At 72.4% G+C, this 17,468-nt stretch carries 19 protein-coding genes; 4 read left to right on the forward strand and 15 right to left on the reverse strand.

The features are described 5' to 3' along the window. Window positions 1-201: 201 nt before the first annotated feature. From BKI49_RS07050 to BKI49_RS07060, 3 genes are all read right to left on the reverse strand, one after another. Window positions 202-1,287: a prephenate dehydrogenase gene (locus tag BKI49_RS07050; protein WP_095933324.1), complete on the reverse strand. Its 1,086-nt coding sequence runs from the start codon at window positions 1,285-1,287 to the stop codon at window positions 202-204. Next, window positions 1,284-1,646, reverse strand: coding sequence for a chorismate mutase (gene aroH, locus BKI49_RS07055; RefSeq protein ID WP_028805244.1), 363 nt, complete (start codon window positions 1,644-1,646; stop codon window positions 1,284-1,286). Before aroH ends, BKI49_RS07050 begins: the two co-directional genes overlap by 4 nt. Window positions 1,647-1,768: 122 nt before the next feature. Continuing rightward, entirely contained in the window at window positions 1,769-2,200 is a 432-nt protein-coding gene (locus BKI49_RS07060; RefSeq protein WP_095933325.1) for a YidB family protein, read from the reverse strand. A gap of 185 nt (window positions 2,201-2,385) precedes the next feature. On the opposite strand from BKI49_RS07060, the gene BKI49_RS07065 reads away from it, so the two are divergent. The 4 genes from BKI49_RS07065 (at window position 2,386) to BKI49_RS07080 (ending at window position 5,070) form a co-directional block, all read left to right on the forward strand. Then, window positions 2,386-3,075 carry a hypothetical protein gene (locus BKI49_RS07065; RefSeq protein ID WP_095933421.1) on the forward strand — a complete coding sequence of 230 codons (690 nt, stop codon included), beginning with the start codon at window positions 2,386-2,388 and terminating at the stop codon, window positions 3,073-3,075. Window positions 3,076-3,277: 202 nt separating this feature from the next. Then, the gene (locus tag BKI49_RS07070; protein WP_095933326.1) at window positions 3,278-3,862 is read left to right on the forward strand and encodes a DUF6529 family protein; all 585 of its coding nucleotides are present in this window, start codon (window positions 3,278-3,280) and stop codon (window positions 3,860-3,862) included. Beyond that, window positions 3,859-4,323: a Rieske (2Fe-2S) protein gene (locus BKI49_RS07075; protein ID WP_095933327.1), complete on the forward strand. Its 465-nt coding sequence runs from the start codon at window positions 3,859-3,861 to the stop codon at window positions 4,321-4,323. Before BKI49_RS07070 ends, BKI49_RS07075 begins: the two co-directional genes overlap by 4 nt. A gap of 21 nt (window positions 4,324-4,344) precedes the next feature. After that, window positions 4,345-5,070 (forward strand): nucleotidyltransferase domain-containing protein, encoded by a 726-nt coding sequence (locus tag BKI49_RS07080; RefSeq protein WP_095933328.1) that lies wholly within the window; start codon window positions 4,345-4,347, stop codon window positions 5,068-5,070. On the opposite strand, the gene BKI49_RS07085 is transcribed toward BKI49_RS07080, so the two are convergent. From BKI49_RS07085 to ald, 12 genes are all read right to left on the reverse strand, one after another. Beyond that, complete coding sequence (locus BKI49_RS07085) at window positions 5,014-5,766, reverse strand: nucleotidyltransferase domain-containing protein (RefSeq protein WP_095933329.1); 753 nt, start codon at window positions 5,764-5,766, stop codon at window positions 5,014-5,016. The genes BKI49_RS07080 and BKI49_RS07085 overlap by 57 nt on opposite strands. A 3-nt stretch (window positions 5,767-5,769) precedes the next feature. After that, entirely contained in the window at window positions 5,770-6,792 is a 1,023-nt protein-coding gene (locus BKI49_RS07090; protein ID WP_095933330.1) for an ADP-ribosylglycohydrolase family protein, read from the reverse strand. Further along, a complete protein-coding gene (locus tag BKI49_RS07095) occupies window positions 6,792-7,547 on the reverse strand; it encodes an NUDIX hydrolase (protein ID WP_095933331.1) in 756 nt (251 codons plus the stop codon). Before BKI49_RS07095 ends, BKI49_RS07090 begins: the two co-directional genes overlap by 1 nt. A gap of 166 nt (window positions 7,548-7,713) precedes the next feature. Then, window positions 7,714-9,129, reverse strand: a complete 1,416-nt coding sequence (locus tag BKI49_RS07100; protein ID WP_095933332.1) for an MFS transporter — start codon at window positions 9,127-9,129, stop codon at window positions 7,714-7,716. Window positions 9,130-9,160: 31 nt separating this feature from the next. After that, window positions 9,161-9,856, reverse strand: a complete 696-nt coding sequence (locus BKI49_RS07105; protein ID WP_095933333.1) for a DinB family protein — start codon at window positions 9,854-9,856, stop codon at window positions 9,161-9,163. Then, window positions 9,853-10,881, reverse strand: coding sequence for a sigma-70 family RNA polymerase sigma factor (locus BKI49_RS07110; RefSeq protein WP_095933334.1), 1,029 nt, complete (start codon window positions 10,879-10,881; stop codon window positions 9,853-9,855). The genes BKI49_RS07105 and BKI49_RS07110 overlap by 4 nt, the downstream gene beginning before the upstream one ends. A gap of 157 nt (window positions 10,882-11,038) precedes the next feature. Next, on the reverse strand, window positions 11,039-12,109 hold the full coding sequence (locus tag BKI49_RS07115) for a pseudouridine synthase (RefSeq protein WP_095933335.1): 1,071 nt from the start codon (window positions 12,107-12,109) through the stop codon (window positions 11,039-11,041). Then, a complete protein-coding gene (gene scpB / locus BKI49_RS07120; protein WP_095933336.1) occupies window positions 12,109-12,771 on the reverse strand; it encodes an SMC-Scp complex subunit ScpB in 663 nt (220 codons plus the stop codon). The genes BKI49_RS07115 and scpB overlap by 1 nt, the downstream gene beginning before the upstream one ends. Beyond that, window positions 12,768-14,156 carry a segregation and condensation protein A gene (locus tag BKI49_RS07125; RefSeq protein ID WP_257004646.1) on the reverse strand — a complete coding sequence of 463 codons (1,389 nt, stop codon included), beginning with the start codon at window positions 14,154-14,156 and terminating at the stop codon, window positions 12,768-12,770. Before BKI49_RS07125 ends, scpB begins: the two co-directional genes overlap by 4 nt. 18 nt (window positions 14,157-14,174) lie before the next feature. Beyond that, window positions 14,175-14,744: a hypothetical protein gene (locus BKI49_RS07130; RefSeq protein WP_095933337.1), complete on the reverse strand. Its 570-nt coding sequence runs from the start codon at window positions 14,742-14,744 to the stop codon at window positions 14,175-14,177. After that, window positions 14,729-15,856 carry a ParA family protein gene (locus BKI49_RS07135; protein WP_078629463.1) on the reverse strand — a complete coding sequence of 376 codons (1,128 nt, stop codon included), beginning with the start codon at window positions 15,854-15,856 and terminating at the stop codon, window positions 14,729-14,731. Before BKI49_RS07135 ends, BKI49_RS07130 begins: the two co-directional genes overlap by 16 nt. Window positions 15,857-16,278: 422 nt before the next feature. Continuing rightward, entirely contained in the window at window positions 16,279-17,403 is a 1,125-nt protein-coding gene (gene ald / locus BKI49_RS07140) for an alanine dehydrogenase (RefSeq protein ID WP_179332357.1), read from the reverse strand. Window positions 17,404-17,468 lie beyond the last annotated feature (65 nt).

Below are 17,468 nucleotides of genomic sequence, written 5' to 3' on the forward strand. Positions count from 1 at the left end.
GCGCCCCGCCCAAGGTTACTGGCTTCGCGGACCCCTTATCACTGGCCCTTCCCGCGGCCGGATCACCGGCCCACGCCGGGACCGGCCGCCGTGCCCGCCCGCGGACGCTCTGCCGCGCCCCGGGAAGCGCGCCCGGCCGCCGGGGTCACCGCCACGGAACGCGGGACGGCCACGGCCGCGGCCCGTCCCGCCCGGCGGCCGTCACTGCCGCAGCGCCCAGCCCCGCTCGCGCAGCGCCGCGCTCAGCACCGGCACCGCCTTGGGCTCCACCATCAGCTGGACGAGTCCGGCCTGCTGGCCGGTGGCGTGCTCGATGCGTACGTCCTCGATGTTGACCCCGGCCATCCCCGCGTCCGCGAAGATGCGGGCCAGCTGACCGGGCTGGTCGTCGATGAGGACGGCCACGGTCTCGTACACGCGCGGAGCCGAACCGTGCTTGCCGGGGACCCGGACCTGGCCCGCGTTGCCGCGGCGCAGCACGTCCTGGATGCCGTCGACGCCCTCGCGGCGCTTGGCCTCGTCGGAGGACTGGAGGGAGCGCAGCGCCTGGACGGTCTCGTCGAGGTCGGAGGAGACGTCCGCGAGGAGGTCGGCGACCGGCCCCGGGTTGGCGGAGAGGATGTCGATCCACATCCGCGGGTCCGAGGCGGCGATGCGGGTCACGTCACGGATGCCCTGCCCGCAGAGCCGTACCGCCGCCTCCTCCGCGTGCTCCAGGCGCGCGGCGACCATGCTGGAGACCAGGTGCGGCATGTGCGAGACGAGGGCGACGGCCCGGTCGTGGGCGTCGGCGTCCATGACGACCGGCACGGCACGGCAGTGCGACACCAGCTCCAGGGCGAGGTTCAGGACCTCGGTGTCCGTGTCGCGGGTGGGGGTGAGCACCCAGGGACGGCCCTCGAAGAGGTCTCCCGTCGCGGCCAGCGGGCCCGACTTCTCGCGGCCCGACATGGGATGCGTACCGATGTACGAGGACAGGTCGAGGCCGAGCGCCTCCAGCTCGCGGCGCGGTCCGCCCTTGACACTGGCGACGTCGAGGTAGCCGCGCGCGACCCCGCGGCGCATGGCGTCCGCGAGCGTGGCCGCGACGTGCGCGGGCGGCGCCGCCACGATCGCCAGGTCGACGGGCCCCTGCGGCGGCTCGTCCGTGCCGGCGCCGAGCGCCGCCGCCGTACGGGCCTGCTCCGGGTCGTGGTCGGCGAGGTGGACGACGACCCCGCGGGCCGCCAGCGCGAGGGCCGCCGAGGTGCCGATCAGCCCGGTCCCGATGACGAGTGCGGTCCTCACTGGGCGATGTCCTTGCGCAGTGCGCCGGCGGCGCCGAGGTAGACGTGCACCACGTCGGCGCGCGGCTTGTCGGACTCGATGTGCGCGAGGACCCGTACGACCCGGGGCATCGCGCCCTCGATGTCCAGTTCCTGCGCGCAGATCAGCGGGACGTCGACGATGCCTAGTCCCCGGGCCGCGGCGGCCGGGAAGTCGCTGTGCAGGTCGGGCGTGGCGGTGAACCAGATGCTGATCAGGTCGTCCGCGGTGAGCGCGTTGCGCTCCAGGATGGCGGTGAGCAGCTCGCTGACCTGCTCGTCCATGTGCCCGGCCTCGTCCCGTTCCAGTTGGACGGCGCCCCGGACCGCTCGTACCGCCACGGTGATGCTCCTCGCTGATGTACGTACCTGTCTGAACGCACCAGCGTAGTCAGCCCGCGACGCGCGGGTGCGGGGCGCCCGCCTGCCGAGACGAGCGGACGCCCCCTACGGACCGGTGGTTCTCAGAGGTTCTGCGCCCTGATGAGGTCCTCCAGGGACCCGGCGGGCAGCTGTCCCTCGGGCGTCAGTTTGTCGACGGCCCGGGGCAGGTTCTCGGCGATCTGGGTCGCGGCCTGGTCGGTGGTGATCCCGGCCTCGTCGGCGACCTGCTTGAGGGCGTCGTCGGGCAGCGCGTGCTGGATCTGCGCGCCCGTCACGGACTGGTTCTCGCCCGTGCCGACCCAGGAGTCCTTCTGCTCCGCCAGGCCCGCCTTGGTGAGCATGTCCAGCAGGCCGCCCAGCGGATTGCCGCCCGCGGCACCCGAGCCGCCGGCGCTCAGGGCTCCGAGCAGGGCGCCGAGGATGTTGCCCGCGCCGGAGGCGCCCGCGGCGCCGCTCTGGCCGGAGCCGCCGAGGAGGCCGCCGAGCAGGCTGCCGAGATCGTTACCCGCCATGGTCACGCCTTTCCAGAGGAGGGCCGGGGGCAGGTCGCCTCCCGGCCTCAGACCTTGCCAATCTCACGCGAATCGCCGTATTCCGCCACTTGTGGTGAGAACGCCGCTGTGCGCCTCTGGACGCGGGGGCGCGGGTCCGCTGTCATGGCAGGAGGCTCGCCTCGGGGGAGGCCCGTATGACCCGCATGAAGCGTCCAGGACCCCTTCTCACCCTGCTGGCGGGACTGCTGCTCGGGGTGTTCCTGCTGTCGCTCAACGCGACGACGGGGACGAGGAACGCGTCCTCGGCCCAGGAGGAACCACCCGCCACGGCCGTGTCGCCCGGCGCGACGGCCGGCCCGACCGAATCCGCGCCCGCGTCCCCGGCCGCGCCGTCGACGGCGTCCGCGAGCCCGTCCCGGAGCGCCGCGGCCGACGCCGACTACGCGGGCCGTACCGACGACGACTCGTCGGCGGTCGCCGTCTCACTGCGCGACGACCGGGCGATCGCCTACTTCTGCGACGGACGGGACAAGGAGTCCTGGCTGAAGGGCGACGTCGAGGACGACGGCACCATGAAGCTCACCGGGAAGAACGGCGCGGAGCTCGACGGCACCCTCCAGGACGGCAGGCGGATCCGCGGGACCGTCGACCTGGGCGGGCACCGCTACGGATTCACCGCCGACAAGGCGGTCAAGCCGTCCGGCCTGTACCGGGCGACCGCCACGGTGCGCGGCGCGAAGATCGACGGCGGCTGGATCGTGCTGCCCGGCGGCCGGCAGGTCGGCGTCCTCGACCGCGACGGCAGGCCGTCCACGGCGCCCAGGATCGATCCGGAGACCGGTGCCGTGACGGTCGACGGCCGGACGATCACGGCGAAGCCCGTCACTCCCTGACCCGCACCGGGCTCCGTCCGCCGCCGCGCGACGGCACCGGTACCCGCACCCCGACCGGTACCGGGACCGGTACCCGCACAGTGCTCCCCGTCCCGCCCCCGCCGACGCTCCGCGAACGCCCGCGGCCCCGCTCCCGCTCCCGCACCACCGGCACCCGTCCCGCCCCCGCCGGACCCCCGTCCTTCCTGACCAGGGAACCGATATGACCGTGGACCCGAACGCCGCCACCCAGGGCTTCCCCTCGCCGGGGCCCGTCCACCGCCGCTCGCACCCGGCCCGCTACCTCGTCCCGGCGCTGGTCGCCGCGGCGGTCGCCGTCGGGCTGGGCGCCTACGGCAAGGCGCACGACCCGGCCGGGACCGCCTTCAACATCGCCGGCTTCAGCAGCACGGGCGCCGTGAAGTCCTGGCTCGCGACGACCGCCTTCTTCTTCGCGCTCGTCCAGGTCGTCTCGGCGTTCATGGTCTACGGCAGACTGCCGGGCCCGCGCTGGGCGCCGGCGCTGCACCGCTGGTCGGGCCGCATCGCCTTCCTCGTGGCCGTCCCGGTCGCCGTGCACTGTCTGTACGCATTGGGCTATCAGACGTACGAATCGCGCGTCTTGTGGCACTCCCTCCTGGGTTGCTTCTTCTTCGGCGCCTTCAGTGCCAAGATGCTGCTGCTCCGCTCGGAGCGCCTGCCCGGCTGGCTGCTGCCGATCATCGGCGGCCTCGTCTTCGCCGTGCTCACGGCCATCTGGCTGACCTCTGCCCTCTGGTTCTTCCGTACGTTCGGAGTGACGACATGACCAACCGCTCGACGCGGCGCACGGTTCTCGCGACAGGGACGGCCGCACTGCTCGCGGGATGCAGCAAATACGGCGACAACAGCAGCAGCGAGTCGGAGTCGTCTCCCTCGGAGGCCCCGATGGCGGACACGTCGAAGGCCGCCTCGCCCGCGCCGTCCGCGGCGGCGTCCGGCGGCAAGGAGCTGACCACGAAGGCCGCCGTCCCGGTGGGCGGCGGCAAGATCTTCAAGGAGCAGAAGGTCGTCGTCACCCAGCCGAAGAAGGGCGAGTTCAAGGCCTTCTCGGCGATCTGCACCCACCAGGGCTGCACGGTGAACCGCGTGGTCGACGGCCTGATCGACTGCCCCTGCCACGGCAGCAAGTTCAGCGTCGTGGACGGCGCGGTGAAGGCCGGCCCGGCTCCGCGTCCGCTGCCCGCCAAGAAGATCACCGTCGAAGGGAATTCGATCCGGCTGACCTGAGGCGACACGTACGCTCCAGGAATGGATGCCGCGGCCCTGGTGCGTGACCACACGATCTACTCCTGCGTGATGGGTTCACGCGCCTTCGGGCTGGCCACCGACACCAGCGACACCGACCGCCGGGGCGTGTTCCTCGTCCCCACTCCGCTCTTCTGGCGCTTCGAGAAGCCGCCGACGCATGTGGAGGGCCCGGCCGAGGAACAGTTCAGCTGGGAGCTGGAGCGGTTCTGCACCCTGGCGCTGCGCGCCAACCCGAACGTCCTGGAGTGCCTGCACTCCCCGCTCGTCGAGTACGCGGACGCCACCGGCCGCGAGCTGCTCTCCCTGCGCGAGGCCTTCCTGTCCCGTCAGGCGCACGAGACGTTCGCGCGCTACGCCATGGGGCAGCGCAAGAAGCTCGACGCCGACGTCCGCAGGCACGGCGCCCCGCGCTGGAAGCACGCCATGCACCTGCTGCGCCTCCTCACGACGTGCCGCGATCTCCTGCGCACCGGCGAGCTCCGGATCGACGTGGGCGAGCAGCGTGAGCCGCTCCTCGCGGTGAAGCGGGGCGAGGTCCCGTGGGAACGGGTGGAGGCCTGGATGTCCCGGCTGGCGGCGGAAACGGACGAGGCGGCCGCGGGAAGTCCCCTCCCGTACGAGCCGGACCGGGCCCGCGTGGAGGACTTCCTGGTCCGGGTGCGCCGCGCCTCAGCCCTCCAGGCGGACCCGGACGACGAAATCGTGCAGGGCGTCGTGGGCGGTTGAGGCGTCGGGCAGCGCCGAGGCGTCCTGGGCCTCGTCCAGCAGGGTGTGCAACCGCTCCACGTCGTCCCGCACCCGCGCGCGGTCGACGTCGGCCGCGCCGTGCTCCCGCTCCGCCTTCGCGGCGATCAGGTCGGGCAGCCGGGCGGGGGCCTCGGCCACGCACCCGACGAGCGTGGGCAGATGGGCCTGCACCTCACCGCTGCGCATCAGATGGACGCCGGTGAGCAGCACACGGAACGTGTAGAGCAGCGGCTTGAGTTCGCCGGTCCGCTCGAACAGCCGCCACTGCGTGGCGGCGAAGCCCCGGTAGTGGTGGGCGTGATGGCGGGTGAGCACGGCGGGGGCGAGCGAGACCAGCTCGCGGTGCGCCTCGGTGGTGTGCACGACCAGGGGGGACAGGAGCTGCTCCAGCACATAGCCGTTGCGCCGCAACATCAGCCGGACGAACTTGCGCAGGTCGTGGGTGACGAGGTCCATCTCGACACCGTCCTCGAACCACATGCGCGACCGGGTCTCCTCCGGTTCGCGCAGGCCGACGAGTTCGGCGGCGGGCAGCAGGTGGACGCCTCGCAGGTCGACGTCGGAGTCGCGCGAGGGGAAGCCGTAGAGGTGGGCTCCGGAGACCGTGGCGAAGAGCACCGGGTCGGGCTGCTGCGCCACCACGGCCTTGAGGTCGATGTCGAGGACGTCCGTCATCCGTCAAGCGTCCCAGAGCGCCCCCAGCGACATGAGGTCGCCCTGGTACTCGATCCGGTCGGCCCAGGCCGTCGGCCAGGCGTCCGAACCGTGGTAGGCGCCGGCGAAGGCGCCCGTCAGGCAGGCGATGGAGTCGGAGTCGCCCGAGGTGCAGGCGGCCCGGCGCAGCGCGGTGAGGGGCTCGTCGACGAAGAGCAGGAAGCACAGCAGGCCGGTGGCGAGGGCCTCCTCGGCGATCCAGCCGCCGCCGGTGGCCATGCAGGGGTCGCTCTCGGGCGAGACGGTCCGCACGGCGTGCCGCAGCTGGTCCAGGGCGGCGAGGCACTCGTCCCAGCCTCGGGTGATGTACGCCTCGGGCGTGGGGTCCTCGCTGTAGGTCCACAGGTCGCCGAGCCAGCGGGAGTGGTAGCGGTGGCGGTTCTCGTACGCGTACGACCGCAGCCGGCCGACGAGGCCCATCGGCTCGACGCCCTGGGTGAGGAGCCAGATCGCCTGCGCGGTGAGGTCCGCGGCGGCGAGGGCGGTGGGGTGTCCGTGGGTGAGCGCGGCCTGGAGCTGCGCGGCACCGGCGCGCTGTTCGTCGCTGAGTCCGCGGACCAGTCCGACGGGAGCCACGCGCATGTTGGCGCCGCAGCCCTTGGAGCCGATCTGGCTGGCCTCCTGCCAGCGGCGCTTCTCGTTCTTGAGGAGGTTGCAGGCGACGAGGCAGGTGCGGCCGGGCGCGCGGTTGTTGTCGGGCGACTGGTACCAGTCCACGAACTCCTCGCGGACCGGCCGTTCCATCCGCAGCGGGCCGAGCAGTCCGCGGTCCATGGCCGTGCGCAGCCCCCGCGCCAGCGCCAGCGTCATCTGGGTGTCGTCGGTGACCTTCGCGGGCGTGGGCAGCGCCATCTGCCGCCAGGGCCCGCACTTGTCGAGGATCGCGGGGACGGAGTTGAACTCGGTCGGGTACCCGAGCGCGTCGCCGAGGGCGAGGCCGATGAGAGATCCGGTGGCGGCGCGCTTGGCGAGAGTCGTGGCGGTCATCAGGGCCGTCCTTCCGAACTGGGACGCAGCAGGGGCGGGTGCAGGGCTTTGGCGTCGCCCGCGCGGTAGAGCGCGGCGGGCTTGCCGCGGCCGCCGGTGAGGCGCGCGGCGCCGGGGACCTGCTCGACGAATCCGGGCGTGGCGAGGACCTTGCGCCGGAAGTTGGGCCGGTCGAGGGCGGTGCCCCACACGGTCTCGTAGACCTGCTGCAGCTCGCCGAGGGTGAAGCGGGGCGGGCAGAAGGACGTCGCGAGACAGGTGTACTCGAGCTTGGCGCCGACGCGTTCGTGGGCGTCCGCGAGGATCCGGTCGTGGTCGAAGGCGAGCGGGCCCAGCGCGTTGAACCGCAGCCACTGGGCCTGTGCGGCGTCGCCGCCGCCGCGCGGCTCGGGAGGGTCCGGGAGCAGCGCGGCGAAGGCGACGGAGACGACGCGCATCCTGGGGTCGCGGTCGGGCTCGCTGTAGGTGCGCAGCTGCTCCAGGTGGAGTCCGGAGAGGTCCGACAGGCCGGTCTCCTCGGCGAGTTCGCGGCGGGCCGCCGCCTCCGCCGACTCGTGCGGCAGCACGAAGCCGCCGGGCAGTGCCCAGCGGCCCGCGTAGGGTTCCTGGCCGCGCTCGACGAGCAGCACCTGGAGCGCGCCGGCACGAACCGTCAGGACGGCCAGGTCGACGGTGACGGCGAAGGGTTCGAACGCGTACTTGTCGTAGCCCTCCGGTGCTGTGCCGCCCGGCGCACGGCTCTCCTTCCCGCGCACGCCCCCACCTCCTGCTCACCGCCATTTTTATGGTCACTCTGACTATGGTCAGTACGACTATAAAGGGGTGGGTGAGCGCCAACAAGCCTCTGAGCGCGGGAATTTGACGCCGGGCGGACGGAGCCGGGGTGCGCGCTCCCCCGGCTCCGTCCGCCCGGCCCCGGTGTCAGTCTCCGGCGCGCGACGGCGCGAACGCCGCCACCACCGCGCCCGCCGCGGCGGCCCCCGCCGAGACCCAGAGCGCGGGTCCGCAGCCGTCGACGAAGGACCGCGCCGAGCCGTAGCCGCCGTACCGCGTGAACACGGCCGCGGCCACGGCGACTCCGAAGACCCCGCCCAGCTCGCGCAGCGCGTTGTTGACCCCGGCCGCGACGCCCGCCTCCTCGGGCGGCACCGACGACGTCACCGCGTTCGCCACGGTGGGGAAGACCATGGAGATGCCGACACCCGCGACGACCAGCGGCAGGACCAGGCTGCCGTAGGAGACGCCCGGTTCGACCTGCCAGGCCAGCAGGCCGATCCCGACGGCCTGCAGGACGAGTCCCGCGAGCATGAAGGGCCGGTTGCCGAACCGGTCGGCGAGCGCGCCCGCGACCGGCGCGACGAGCAGCGGCATCCCCGTCCACACCAGGATGCGGACGCCCGCCGCCAGCGGGGAGTTGCCGAGACCCAGCTGGAAGAGCTGCGAGATCATGAAGAGGGAACCGAGCAGGGACATGAACGTCAGGAACGCGGCGCCGTTGGCGGTGGAGAAGCCGCGTCGGCGGAAGTGGGTGAGCGGCAGCATCGGGTAGCGGGCCCGCGTGTGCTCCCAGCCGAGGAAGGCCGCCACGAAGACCACTCCGACGGCCAGCGCGACCAGCACTTCGGCGCTCCCCCAGCCCGCCTCCGGGGCCCGCACCGGCGCCCACGAGAGTCCGGTCAGCCCGACCGCCGCCAACAGCAGTCCCACGACGTCGAGTTGTGGACGGGGACCGTGGCTCTCCCGCAGCCTGCGGGCGGCCGCCGGCAGCATCGCGAGACCCGTCGGCACGTTCAGCCAGAAGATCCACTGCCAGGACAGGCCCTCGGTGACCGCGCCGCCGAGCACCGGTCCGGCCGCCACGCCGAGCCCGGTCACCCCGCCCCACAGGCCGATGGCGACGCCCCGCTTCTCCGCCGGGAACGCGTCGCTGATGAGGGTGAGCGTGAGCGGCAGCAGGACGGCGGCGCCGGCGCCCTGGACCACGCGCGCGGCGATCAGCTGGCCGGGACTTCCCGCGAGCGCCGCCATGGCCGAGGCCGCGGTGAAGACGGCGAGTCCCGCGACGTACATGCGGCGCCGTCCGAACCGGTCGCCGAGCGCGGCACCGGTCAGGGTGAGACAGGCGAAGACGAGGTTGTAGGCGTTGATCGTCCATTCCAGGTCGGACAGGCTCGCCCCGAAGTCCGCCCGCAGGGCGGGCAGCGCGGTGGAGACGACGACCACGTCCAGGGAGCAGAGCAGCGCCCCGAGTCCGGCCAGGACGACGGTCCACGCGCGTCGTGGCGGTGCGGCACCGGAAGCGGGTTCGCGGACCGGGGCGCGCAGGGTGTCAGCCATGTCGGTTCCTTCCGTGAGGTCGAGGGATCACTCACGGAAGGCAGACCGGGCCCCGTCCGGAAAGGAATCGCGGCGGTCCGGGGCGCCGCCCGAGGAAGGCCACCAGACGGTCTCCGGGCCGGGGCCACGACGTCGGCGCGCCGACCGGTTCGGCGAAGCGCACCCCGCGGTCGGCGTCGTCCACGACGCACCGCGCCACGGGCAGCAGTTCGGCGGCGAGCGCCGGCGGGATCGGCCGGGACGTCCCGCACGCCTGCGCCACGTCCCAGCCGTGCACCGCGATCTCGACGGCGCCGACCGCCGCGAGCACGCCCAGCCCGAGCGACCGGTCGCCCACGCCCACGAGGGGCTCGCCCGTGCCCGGGAGGCCGCGTGCGAAGGCCCCGCCGCGGCGCGCGGCGCGCCCGGCCGAAGGCCCGTCCGTGCCGGGCGGGCGGCCCGCGTGCGGCACGTCGCCGAAGGCCACCGCCCAGGCGCCCAGCAGCGCGCAGGCACGCTCCCGGAAGGCGCACACCGGATCGGCGGCGCCCGCGGTGGGACACAGCCCCACCTGCCCGTCGGTGACGCCCTCGTACAGCGCGTCCACCGAGTCGTCGAGGTGCCGCAGCAGCTCCCCCAGGTCCCAGCGCGCGCAGGGCGTGGCCCGTCCCAGCGTGCCGGGCGCCACCACGGCGACGCTTCCCAGGGCATAGGCGAGCGAACGCTCCAGGAGCTCACCGGAGTTCACCGGAGCACCTGCGGCAGCACCTTGGGCAGGCCGAAGCGCGCGAAGAGGTCCGGGTCGAGGAAGGCGGTGATCCGCGCGATGCGCGCTCCGCGTACGCCGAGCGCAGGCGCTGCGTGCGCGTCGCGCAGATCCGGAACATGTGCGCCGGTCACATCGAGCACCTGCAAGGAGTGCGCCCGGTACGCGCCGTCCGCGCCCCTCTCGTACGACCCCACCGCGGGCTGTCCGTTGGCCCCCGTCGGCAGCATCCGGACCCGTCCCGGCTCGCCGACCCGCGCCCCCAGGAAGCGCAGCACGTCCTTGGTGCCGCGGAACCAGTCCAGGTGAGGAGGCATCTCCAGTTCGACGCCGTCCTGGAGGAGCTCCAGCAGGGCGTCCATGTCGGCGTGCTCGAAGGCCGCCATGTAGCGGTCGATCAGCTCGCGGTCCCGGGCGACGTCCGGTTCGGTCACCAGGTCCTCCTCCGGCGCCACCTCGTCGAGCCGGGCACGCGCGCGCTGGAGGGTGCTCTTGACGGCCGCGGTCGAGGTCCCGAGCAGCGCGGCGACCTCGGGCGCGCGCCAGGCCAGCACGTCCCGCAGGATGAGCACGGCCCGCTGCCGGGCGGGCAGGTTCTGGAGCGTGGCGACGAGCGCGAGCCGCAGGCTCCCCCGGGCCGCCACCACGGTCGCCGGGTCGACGAGCGCGTCGGGCAGCGGCTGGAGCCACTCGACGTCCGTCGCGGGGGCCCTCAGCGGCTCCTCGGGCGCGTCCGAGGGTCCGCCGAGGCCGGCGGGCAGCGGACGGCGCACACGGCCCTCCAGGGCCGTCAGGCACGTGTTCGTGGCGATCCGGTGCAGCCAGGTCCGCAAGGACGCGCGGCCCTCGAACCCGCCGTACGCCCGCCAGGCCCGCAGATAGGTCTCCTGGACGAGGTCCTCGGCGTCGTCCACCGATCCGAGCATGCGGTAGCAGTGCGCGAGCAGCTCCCGCCGGTACGGGTCCGTGAGCCGTACGAACTCCTCGCGGTCGGTCGTCGCAGTCATGCCCGCTCCCTTCCCGCCGGCCCACGCCCGGCGGCTCCCGCGCCGGTACGGACCGGCGGATCGTTCACCGGTACAGACCGGCGGGGCGGCGAAAACGAATCGGCCGGTCCCGGAGAAGTTCCGGAACCGGCCGTCGTAGGGCGCGGGAGCCCAGCCCCTAGAGGCCGACCTCGTTCATCAGCATGCCGACCTCGGTGTTCGACAGGCGGCGCAGCCAGCCCGACTTCTGGTCGCCCAGGGTGATCGGGCCGAAGGCCACCCGCACCAGCTTGTCGACGGGGAACCCGGCCTCGGCGAGCATGCGGCGCACGATGTGCTTGCGGCCCTCGTGGAGGGTCACCTCGACGAGGTAGTTCTTGCCGGTCTGCTCGACGACGCGGAAGTGGTCCGCCTTGGCGTACCCGTCCTCCAGCTGGATGCCGTCCTTGAGCTGCTTGCCCAGGTCGCGCGGGATCGGGCCCACGATGTGCGCGAGGTAGACCTTCTTCACGCCGTACTTGGGGTGGGTCAGGCGGTGGGCCAGCTCACCGTGGTTGGTGAGCAGGATGACGCCCTCGGTCTCGGTGTCGAGCCGGCCGACGTGGAAGAGCCGCGTCTCGCGGTTCGTCACGTAGTCGCCGAGGCACTGACGGCCCTCGTTGTCCTCCATGGTCGAGACGACACCGGCGGGCTTGTTCAGCGAGAAGAACTGGTACGACTGCGTCGCGACCGTCAGCCCGTCGACCTTGATCTCGTCCTTCTCCGGGTCGACGCGCAGGCCCTGCTCCAGGACGATCTCGCCGTTGACCTCGACCCGGGCCTGCTCGACCAGCTCCTCGCAGGCACGGCGGGAGCCGTAGCCCGCGCGCGCGAGCACCTTCTGCAGGCGCTCGCCCTCCTGCTCGGCGCCGGGGAAGGTCTTGGGCAGCTTGATGTCCTTCTTGCCCGCGTACCGGTCCCTGTTGCGCTCCTCGGCCCGCGTCTCGTACTCGCGGGAGCGTGCGGGCTCCGTACGGCCGCCACGCTGCTGGCTCTGCTTGGGTCCGCCCTTGGCACCGCCGCGGGCCGAGCTGCCGCGTCCGGACTTCGGGCCGTCCGGGGAGGCCCCGGGGCCCACGTCGTAGCGGCGCTCCTCGGGGCGGGGCTTGCGGGGGCGGCCCTGCCCCTGCTTCTGGTCCCTGTCGTTGCCGGCACCGCGGAAATTACCGCGCCCACCGCTCTTGCCGCTGCCGCTGCCGCTGCTTCGCATCAAAATTCCGTCTGGTCGTCTGCGTCGTCTGTCCCCGGAGCGTCAGGTGCGTCCGGGTCGAACGACGGAACACCTTCCTGCGTCTCGGCCTCGATCGCGTCCGCCTCGGGGAGGAAGGGCGCGAGCTCCGGGAGCTCGTCCAGGCCGCGCAGGCCCATTCGCTCCAGGAAGTAGTTCGTCGTCGTGTACAGGATCGCACCTGTTTCGGGTTCCGTGCCCGCCTCCTCGACCAGACCGCGCTGGAGGAGGGTGCGCATCACACCGTCACAGTTCACTCCGCGGACCGCCGAGACCCGGGAACGGCTGACCGGCTGGCGGTACGCGACGACCGCCAGCGTCTCCAGCGCCGCCTGGGTGAGCCGGGCCTGCTGCCCGTCCAGGACGAAGCGTTCCACGGCCGTGGCGTACGCGGGCCGGGTGTAGAACCGCCAGCCGCCCGCGATGAGCCGCAGCTCGAAGCCGCGGCCCTGAACCGTGTACTCGTCGGCCAGTTCCCGCAGCGCGTCCGCGATCTGCCGCTTCGGCCGCTCCAGGATCTTGGCGAGGTGCTCCTCGGTGGCCGGCTCGTCGACGACCATGAGGACGGCCTCCAGGGCCGGCTTGAGATCGAGGTCGGCGACGGTGCGCAGCCCTGCCGGGATCTCGCTGATGTCCTCGCTCACGCCTTCTCCTCCTTGCCCGTGCCGGTCCCCTTGGCGTCGTCCTTGCCCGTGCCGGTCCCCTTGGCGTCGCCCTTGCCCGTCGGTTCCTCGGGGGGCCGGTCGAACTCGTCGGTGACCCGGGGCTGCTCGTCGCCCTCGCCGCCCGTCCAGCGCACCAGCAGGTCCCCGAGGGCCTCCTCCTGGTCGAGGGCGACGGCCTTCTCCCGGTAGAGCTCCAGCAGGGCCAGGAAGCGGGCCACGACGGTGAGGGTGTCGTCGGTGTCCTCGACCAGTGCGCGGAAGCTCGCCTCGCCGAGTTCGCGCAGCCGCGCCACCACGATCCCGGCCTGTTCCTGCACGCTGACCAGCGGCGCGTGGATGTGGTCGACGTAGACCTGCGGCTTGGGCTTCGGCTGCATCGCCTTGACCGCGAGCTTCGCGAAGCCCTCCGGCCCGATGCTGATGACGACCTCGGGCAGCAGTTCCGCGTGGTGGTCCTCGAGCCCGACGGTACGGGGGTACCGGCGGGCCTCCTCCTCCAGCCGCGCGTTGAAGATGTCCGCGATCTGCTTGTACGCGCGGTACTGCAGGAGCCGCGCGAAGAGCAGGTCCCGGGCCTCCAGCAGCGCCAGGTCGGCCTCGTCCTCGACCTCGGCGGCGGGCAGCAGCCGGGCTGCCTTGAGGTCGAGCAGGGTCGCCGCGACGACCAGGAACTCGGTCGTCTGGTCGAGGTCCCAGTCCGGTCCCATCGCCCTGATGTGCGCCATGAACTCGTCGGTCACGCGGGACAGCGCCACTTCCGTGACGTCCAGCTTGTGCTTCGAGATCAGCTGGAGCAGCAGGTCGAAGGGGCCCTCGAAGTTCGAGAGCCGCACCTTGAAGACCCCGTCATCGGCCTCGTCGGAGCCCTCGGAGGGCGCAGGCACGGCATCCGCACCGACGTCCCTGGTGCCCCGCGTCGCGACCGCGGCCCCGGGCACAGCCCCGGCAAGACCGTCGACGGCGAAAGGCTCCACGACCGCCTCGGACTGCACGACCTCTACGGATGCCGCGACCGCCTCGGTCTCCACGACCTCTACGGATACCGCGACCGCCTCGGACTGCACGACCTCTACGGACTCCACGACCGCGGCAGGCTGCTCGCCCCCGGCGGGCGACTCACCCGCGCCGACCCGCGCGGCCGGACCGACCGCCTCGGTCGACGCGATCGGCTCGCTCGCCTCGTCCACCTGCGGCGACGCGGCCGCCTCGGCTTCCGCCGGAAGCGCGGGCGCTCCGCCCGGAGGCTGCGGCGGCGAGGCCGCGGCCGGCGTCTCGGGCGGTGGCGTCGCCCCGGGGCCCCGCCCCAGGACACGCCGACGCCCGCCGGGGCCGGCGGCGGGGACAGGGGCGTCGTTCGAGGTCATAGCCGTCGCAGGCTACCGCTACCGCCCGCGCAGCCGTCGTACGAGGATGCTCGCGTCCCCCCGGGACTCCAGGTCGGCCAGCACCACGGCCACCGCCTCGCGGACGATCCGCCCGCGGTCGACGGCGAGACCGTGCTCGCCGCGGAGCACCAGCCGGGCGTGCTCGAGGTCCATGAGCTCCTCGGCGGACACGTACACCGTGATCTTCTCGTCGTGCCGCTCCCGGCCGCTGGGCCGGCGGTTGGCGGCTCGCCCCCGCTTGCGGGACGGCTGGGCGGCGGAGGAGCCCTCCTGCGGCGCCTGGCGCCGTCCCGTGCGCTCCGCGGCGGCACCCCGGCTGCGGGACTCGCCCGCGTCGGCCGGCTCGGCGTCCGCCGCGACGTGTTCGTCGCCCTCGCCGTCGCCGCCCTGGACGGGCACCGACTGAGGCGCGTCCTCCCCCGCGGCGGCCGCGTCGCTGTCACCCGCGGGCGCCGGAACCCGCGCCTCGCCATTGGTCCGGCGTGAGGGCGTGGACGCCTGGAGCGCCATTCCCCCGGTGGTACGGAACAGTTCGTCGGCCCCCGGCAGACTCACTCGGCGTGACACCGGGCGAGCACCTCCCTGGCGAGCTGGCGATAGGCGGCGGCACCGACGGAGTTGGAGGCGTACGTGGTGATCGGTTCACCGGCGACCGTGGTCTCCGGGAAGCGGACCGTGCGGCCGATCACCGTGTGGTAGACGTGATCGTCGAAGGCCTCGACCACGCGCGCGAGCACCTCGCGGCTGTGCACCGTGCGGGAGTCGTACATCGTGGCGAGGATGCCGTCGAGTTCCAGCTCGGGGTTGAGCCGCTCCTGGACCTTCTCGATGGTCTCGGTGAGCAGCGCGACACCACGGAGGGCGAAGAACTCGCACTCCAGCGGCACGATCACCTTGTGAGCCGCCGTCAGGGCGTTGACGGTGAGCAGGCCGAGCGAAGGCTGACAGTCGATCACGATGTAGTCGTAGTCGGCCATCAGCGGCTTCAGGGCGCGCTGCAGCGTGGACTCACGGGCGACCTCGCTCACCAACTGCACTTCGGCGGCGGACAGGTCGATGTTGCTGGGCAGCAGGTCCATGTTCGGGACCGCTGTCTTCAGGAGCACCTCGTCGGCCGCCATGCCCCGCTCCATGAGCAGGTTGTAGACGGTGAGGTCGAGCTCCATGGGGTTGACGCCGAGACCGACCGAGAGCGCGCCCTGCGGGTCGAAGTCGACGAGCAGGACCCGTCGGCCGTACTCCGCGAGCGCGGCGCCCAGGTTGATGGTCGACGTGGTCTTGCCGACGCCGCCCTTCTGGTTGCACATCGCGATGATCTTCGCGGGGCCGTGGTCGGTCAGCGGGCCCGGGATCGGGAAGTACGGCAGCGGGCGGCCGGTCGGTCCGACGCGCTCGCGACGCTGACGGGCCGCGTCGGGCGCGAGCGTGGCCGCGTACTCCGGATCGGGCTCGTACTCGGCGTCGGGGTCGTAGAAGTGCCCCTCGGGCAGTTCGTCGTAGTCGGCGAAGTGGGTGCGGTTCTCGCCACTTCCGTTGCCGGCCATGGCGTTCACGTGATGGCCATCCATGCTCTGGTGTGCTGTCTGAGTCATCCGGGGACTCTGGTGGGCTGCGAAGGTTCGGACAGCGACGGAGCCGACAGCCTTGAGCTCCGTGGGGCCCTGGCCCCGCGCCGGCATTCCTGGTTGACCACCCCCGGGAGTAAATGTCGACTCATTCACAAGTCGTCTTACCTCCTTGGTGACCAGGAAACTTCTAGATAGGTCAGCGTGGCACCATGCCGACGGTTGGCGACTCTATGGCGTGTCACCGGTCCGCAGCAACACAATCCGCCGGACCCGACCCGATGTGTCGGCAACCGAACACCCCTCTGTCAAGGGCGTAAGGCCGTCGCACGGCAGGTTTCACCGGTGTGCGAATCGGTCGAAGGGTTACGTTCGCGGCGAGTTGAACGAGTGTCGCAAAGTGACCCGACACACATCCGGCCGGACCTTGTCGGGCAAGGTCCGGCCGGGTGCGCGGTGTTGACGACCGGTGACGTTTTCCCCCCGATCGAGCGAAGTGCGGGCCGGGGAGTATCGACTTTTTACCGGTCGATGACTCAGCCGAGCAGCGTCTCCAGCTCGACGTGCTCGAGGCCGTGCGCCTCGGCGACCTCGCGGTAAACGACCTTGCCGTCATGGGTGTTGAGACCCTTGGCCAGCGCGGGGTCACGGCGCAGCGCCTCGACCCAGCCGCGGTTCGCGAGCTCGACGATGTACGGCAGCGTGGCGTTGGTCAGCGCGTACGTGGAGGTGTTGGGCACCGCGCCGGGCATGTTGGCGACGCAGTAGAAGACCGAGTTGTGGACCGGGAAGGTCGGCTCGGCGTGGGTGGTGGGACGCGAGTCCTCGAAGCAGCCGCCCTGGTCGATCGCGATGTCGACAAGGACACTTCCCGGCTTCATCCGGGACACCAGCTCGTTGGTGACCAGCTTCGGGGCCTTGGCACCCGGGATGAGCACGGCACCGATCACGAGGTCGGCCTCCAGGCAGGCCTTCTCCAGCTCGAAGGAGTTGGACATGACGGCCTTGATCTTCGTGCCGAAGATCTTGTCCGCCTCGCGCAGCTTGTTGATGTCGCGGTCGAGCAGCGTCACCTCGAAGCCCATGCCGATGGCGATCTGCGCGGCGTTCCAGCCGGAGACGCCACCGCCGATCACGACGGCCTTGGCGGGCAGCACGCCCGGGACACCGCCGGGGAGCACGCCACGGCCACCGGCCGCGCGCATCAGGTGGTAGGCGCCGACCTGCGGGGCGAGGCGGCCCGCGACCTCGGACATGGGGGCCAGCAGCGGCAGCGCGCGGCTGGGGAGCTCGACCGTCTCGTACGCGATCGCCGTGGTCCCGGACTCCAGGAGCGCGTCCGTGCACTCCTTGGAGGCGGCCAGGTGCAGGTAGGTGAAGAGGGTCTGGTCCTTGCGGAGGCGGTGGTACTCCTCCGCGATCGGCTCCTTGACCTTGAGCAGCAGGTCGGCGGCGGCCCACACCTCGTCGGCCGTCTCCAGGATCTGCGCGCCTGCGGCGGTGTACTCCTCGTCCGGGATCGACGAGCCGACACCGGCGCCGCGCTCGATGACGACCTGGTGGCCGTGGCGCACCAGCTCGTGCACGCCGGCGGGGGTGATGGCCACCCGGAACTCGTTGTTCTTGACCTCGCGGGGGATGCCGACCTTCACGTCGATCACGGTCCTTGGCTCAGAGGGTTCTGGGGCTATGCATGCCGAGGCGATGCAAGCCAGGCAATGCATGT

It is taken from the genome of Streptomyces sp. Tue6028 (assembly GCF_002300165.1).
GTDB classification, from domain to species: Bacteria; Actinomycetota; Actinomycetes; order Streptomycetales; family Streptomycetaceae; genus Streptomyces; species Streptomyces siamensis.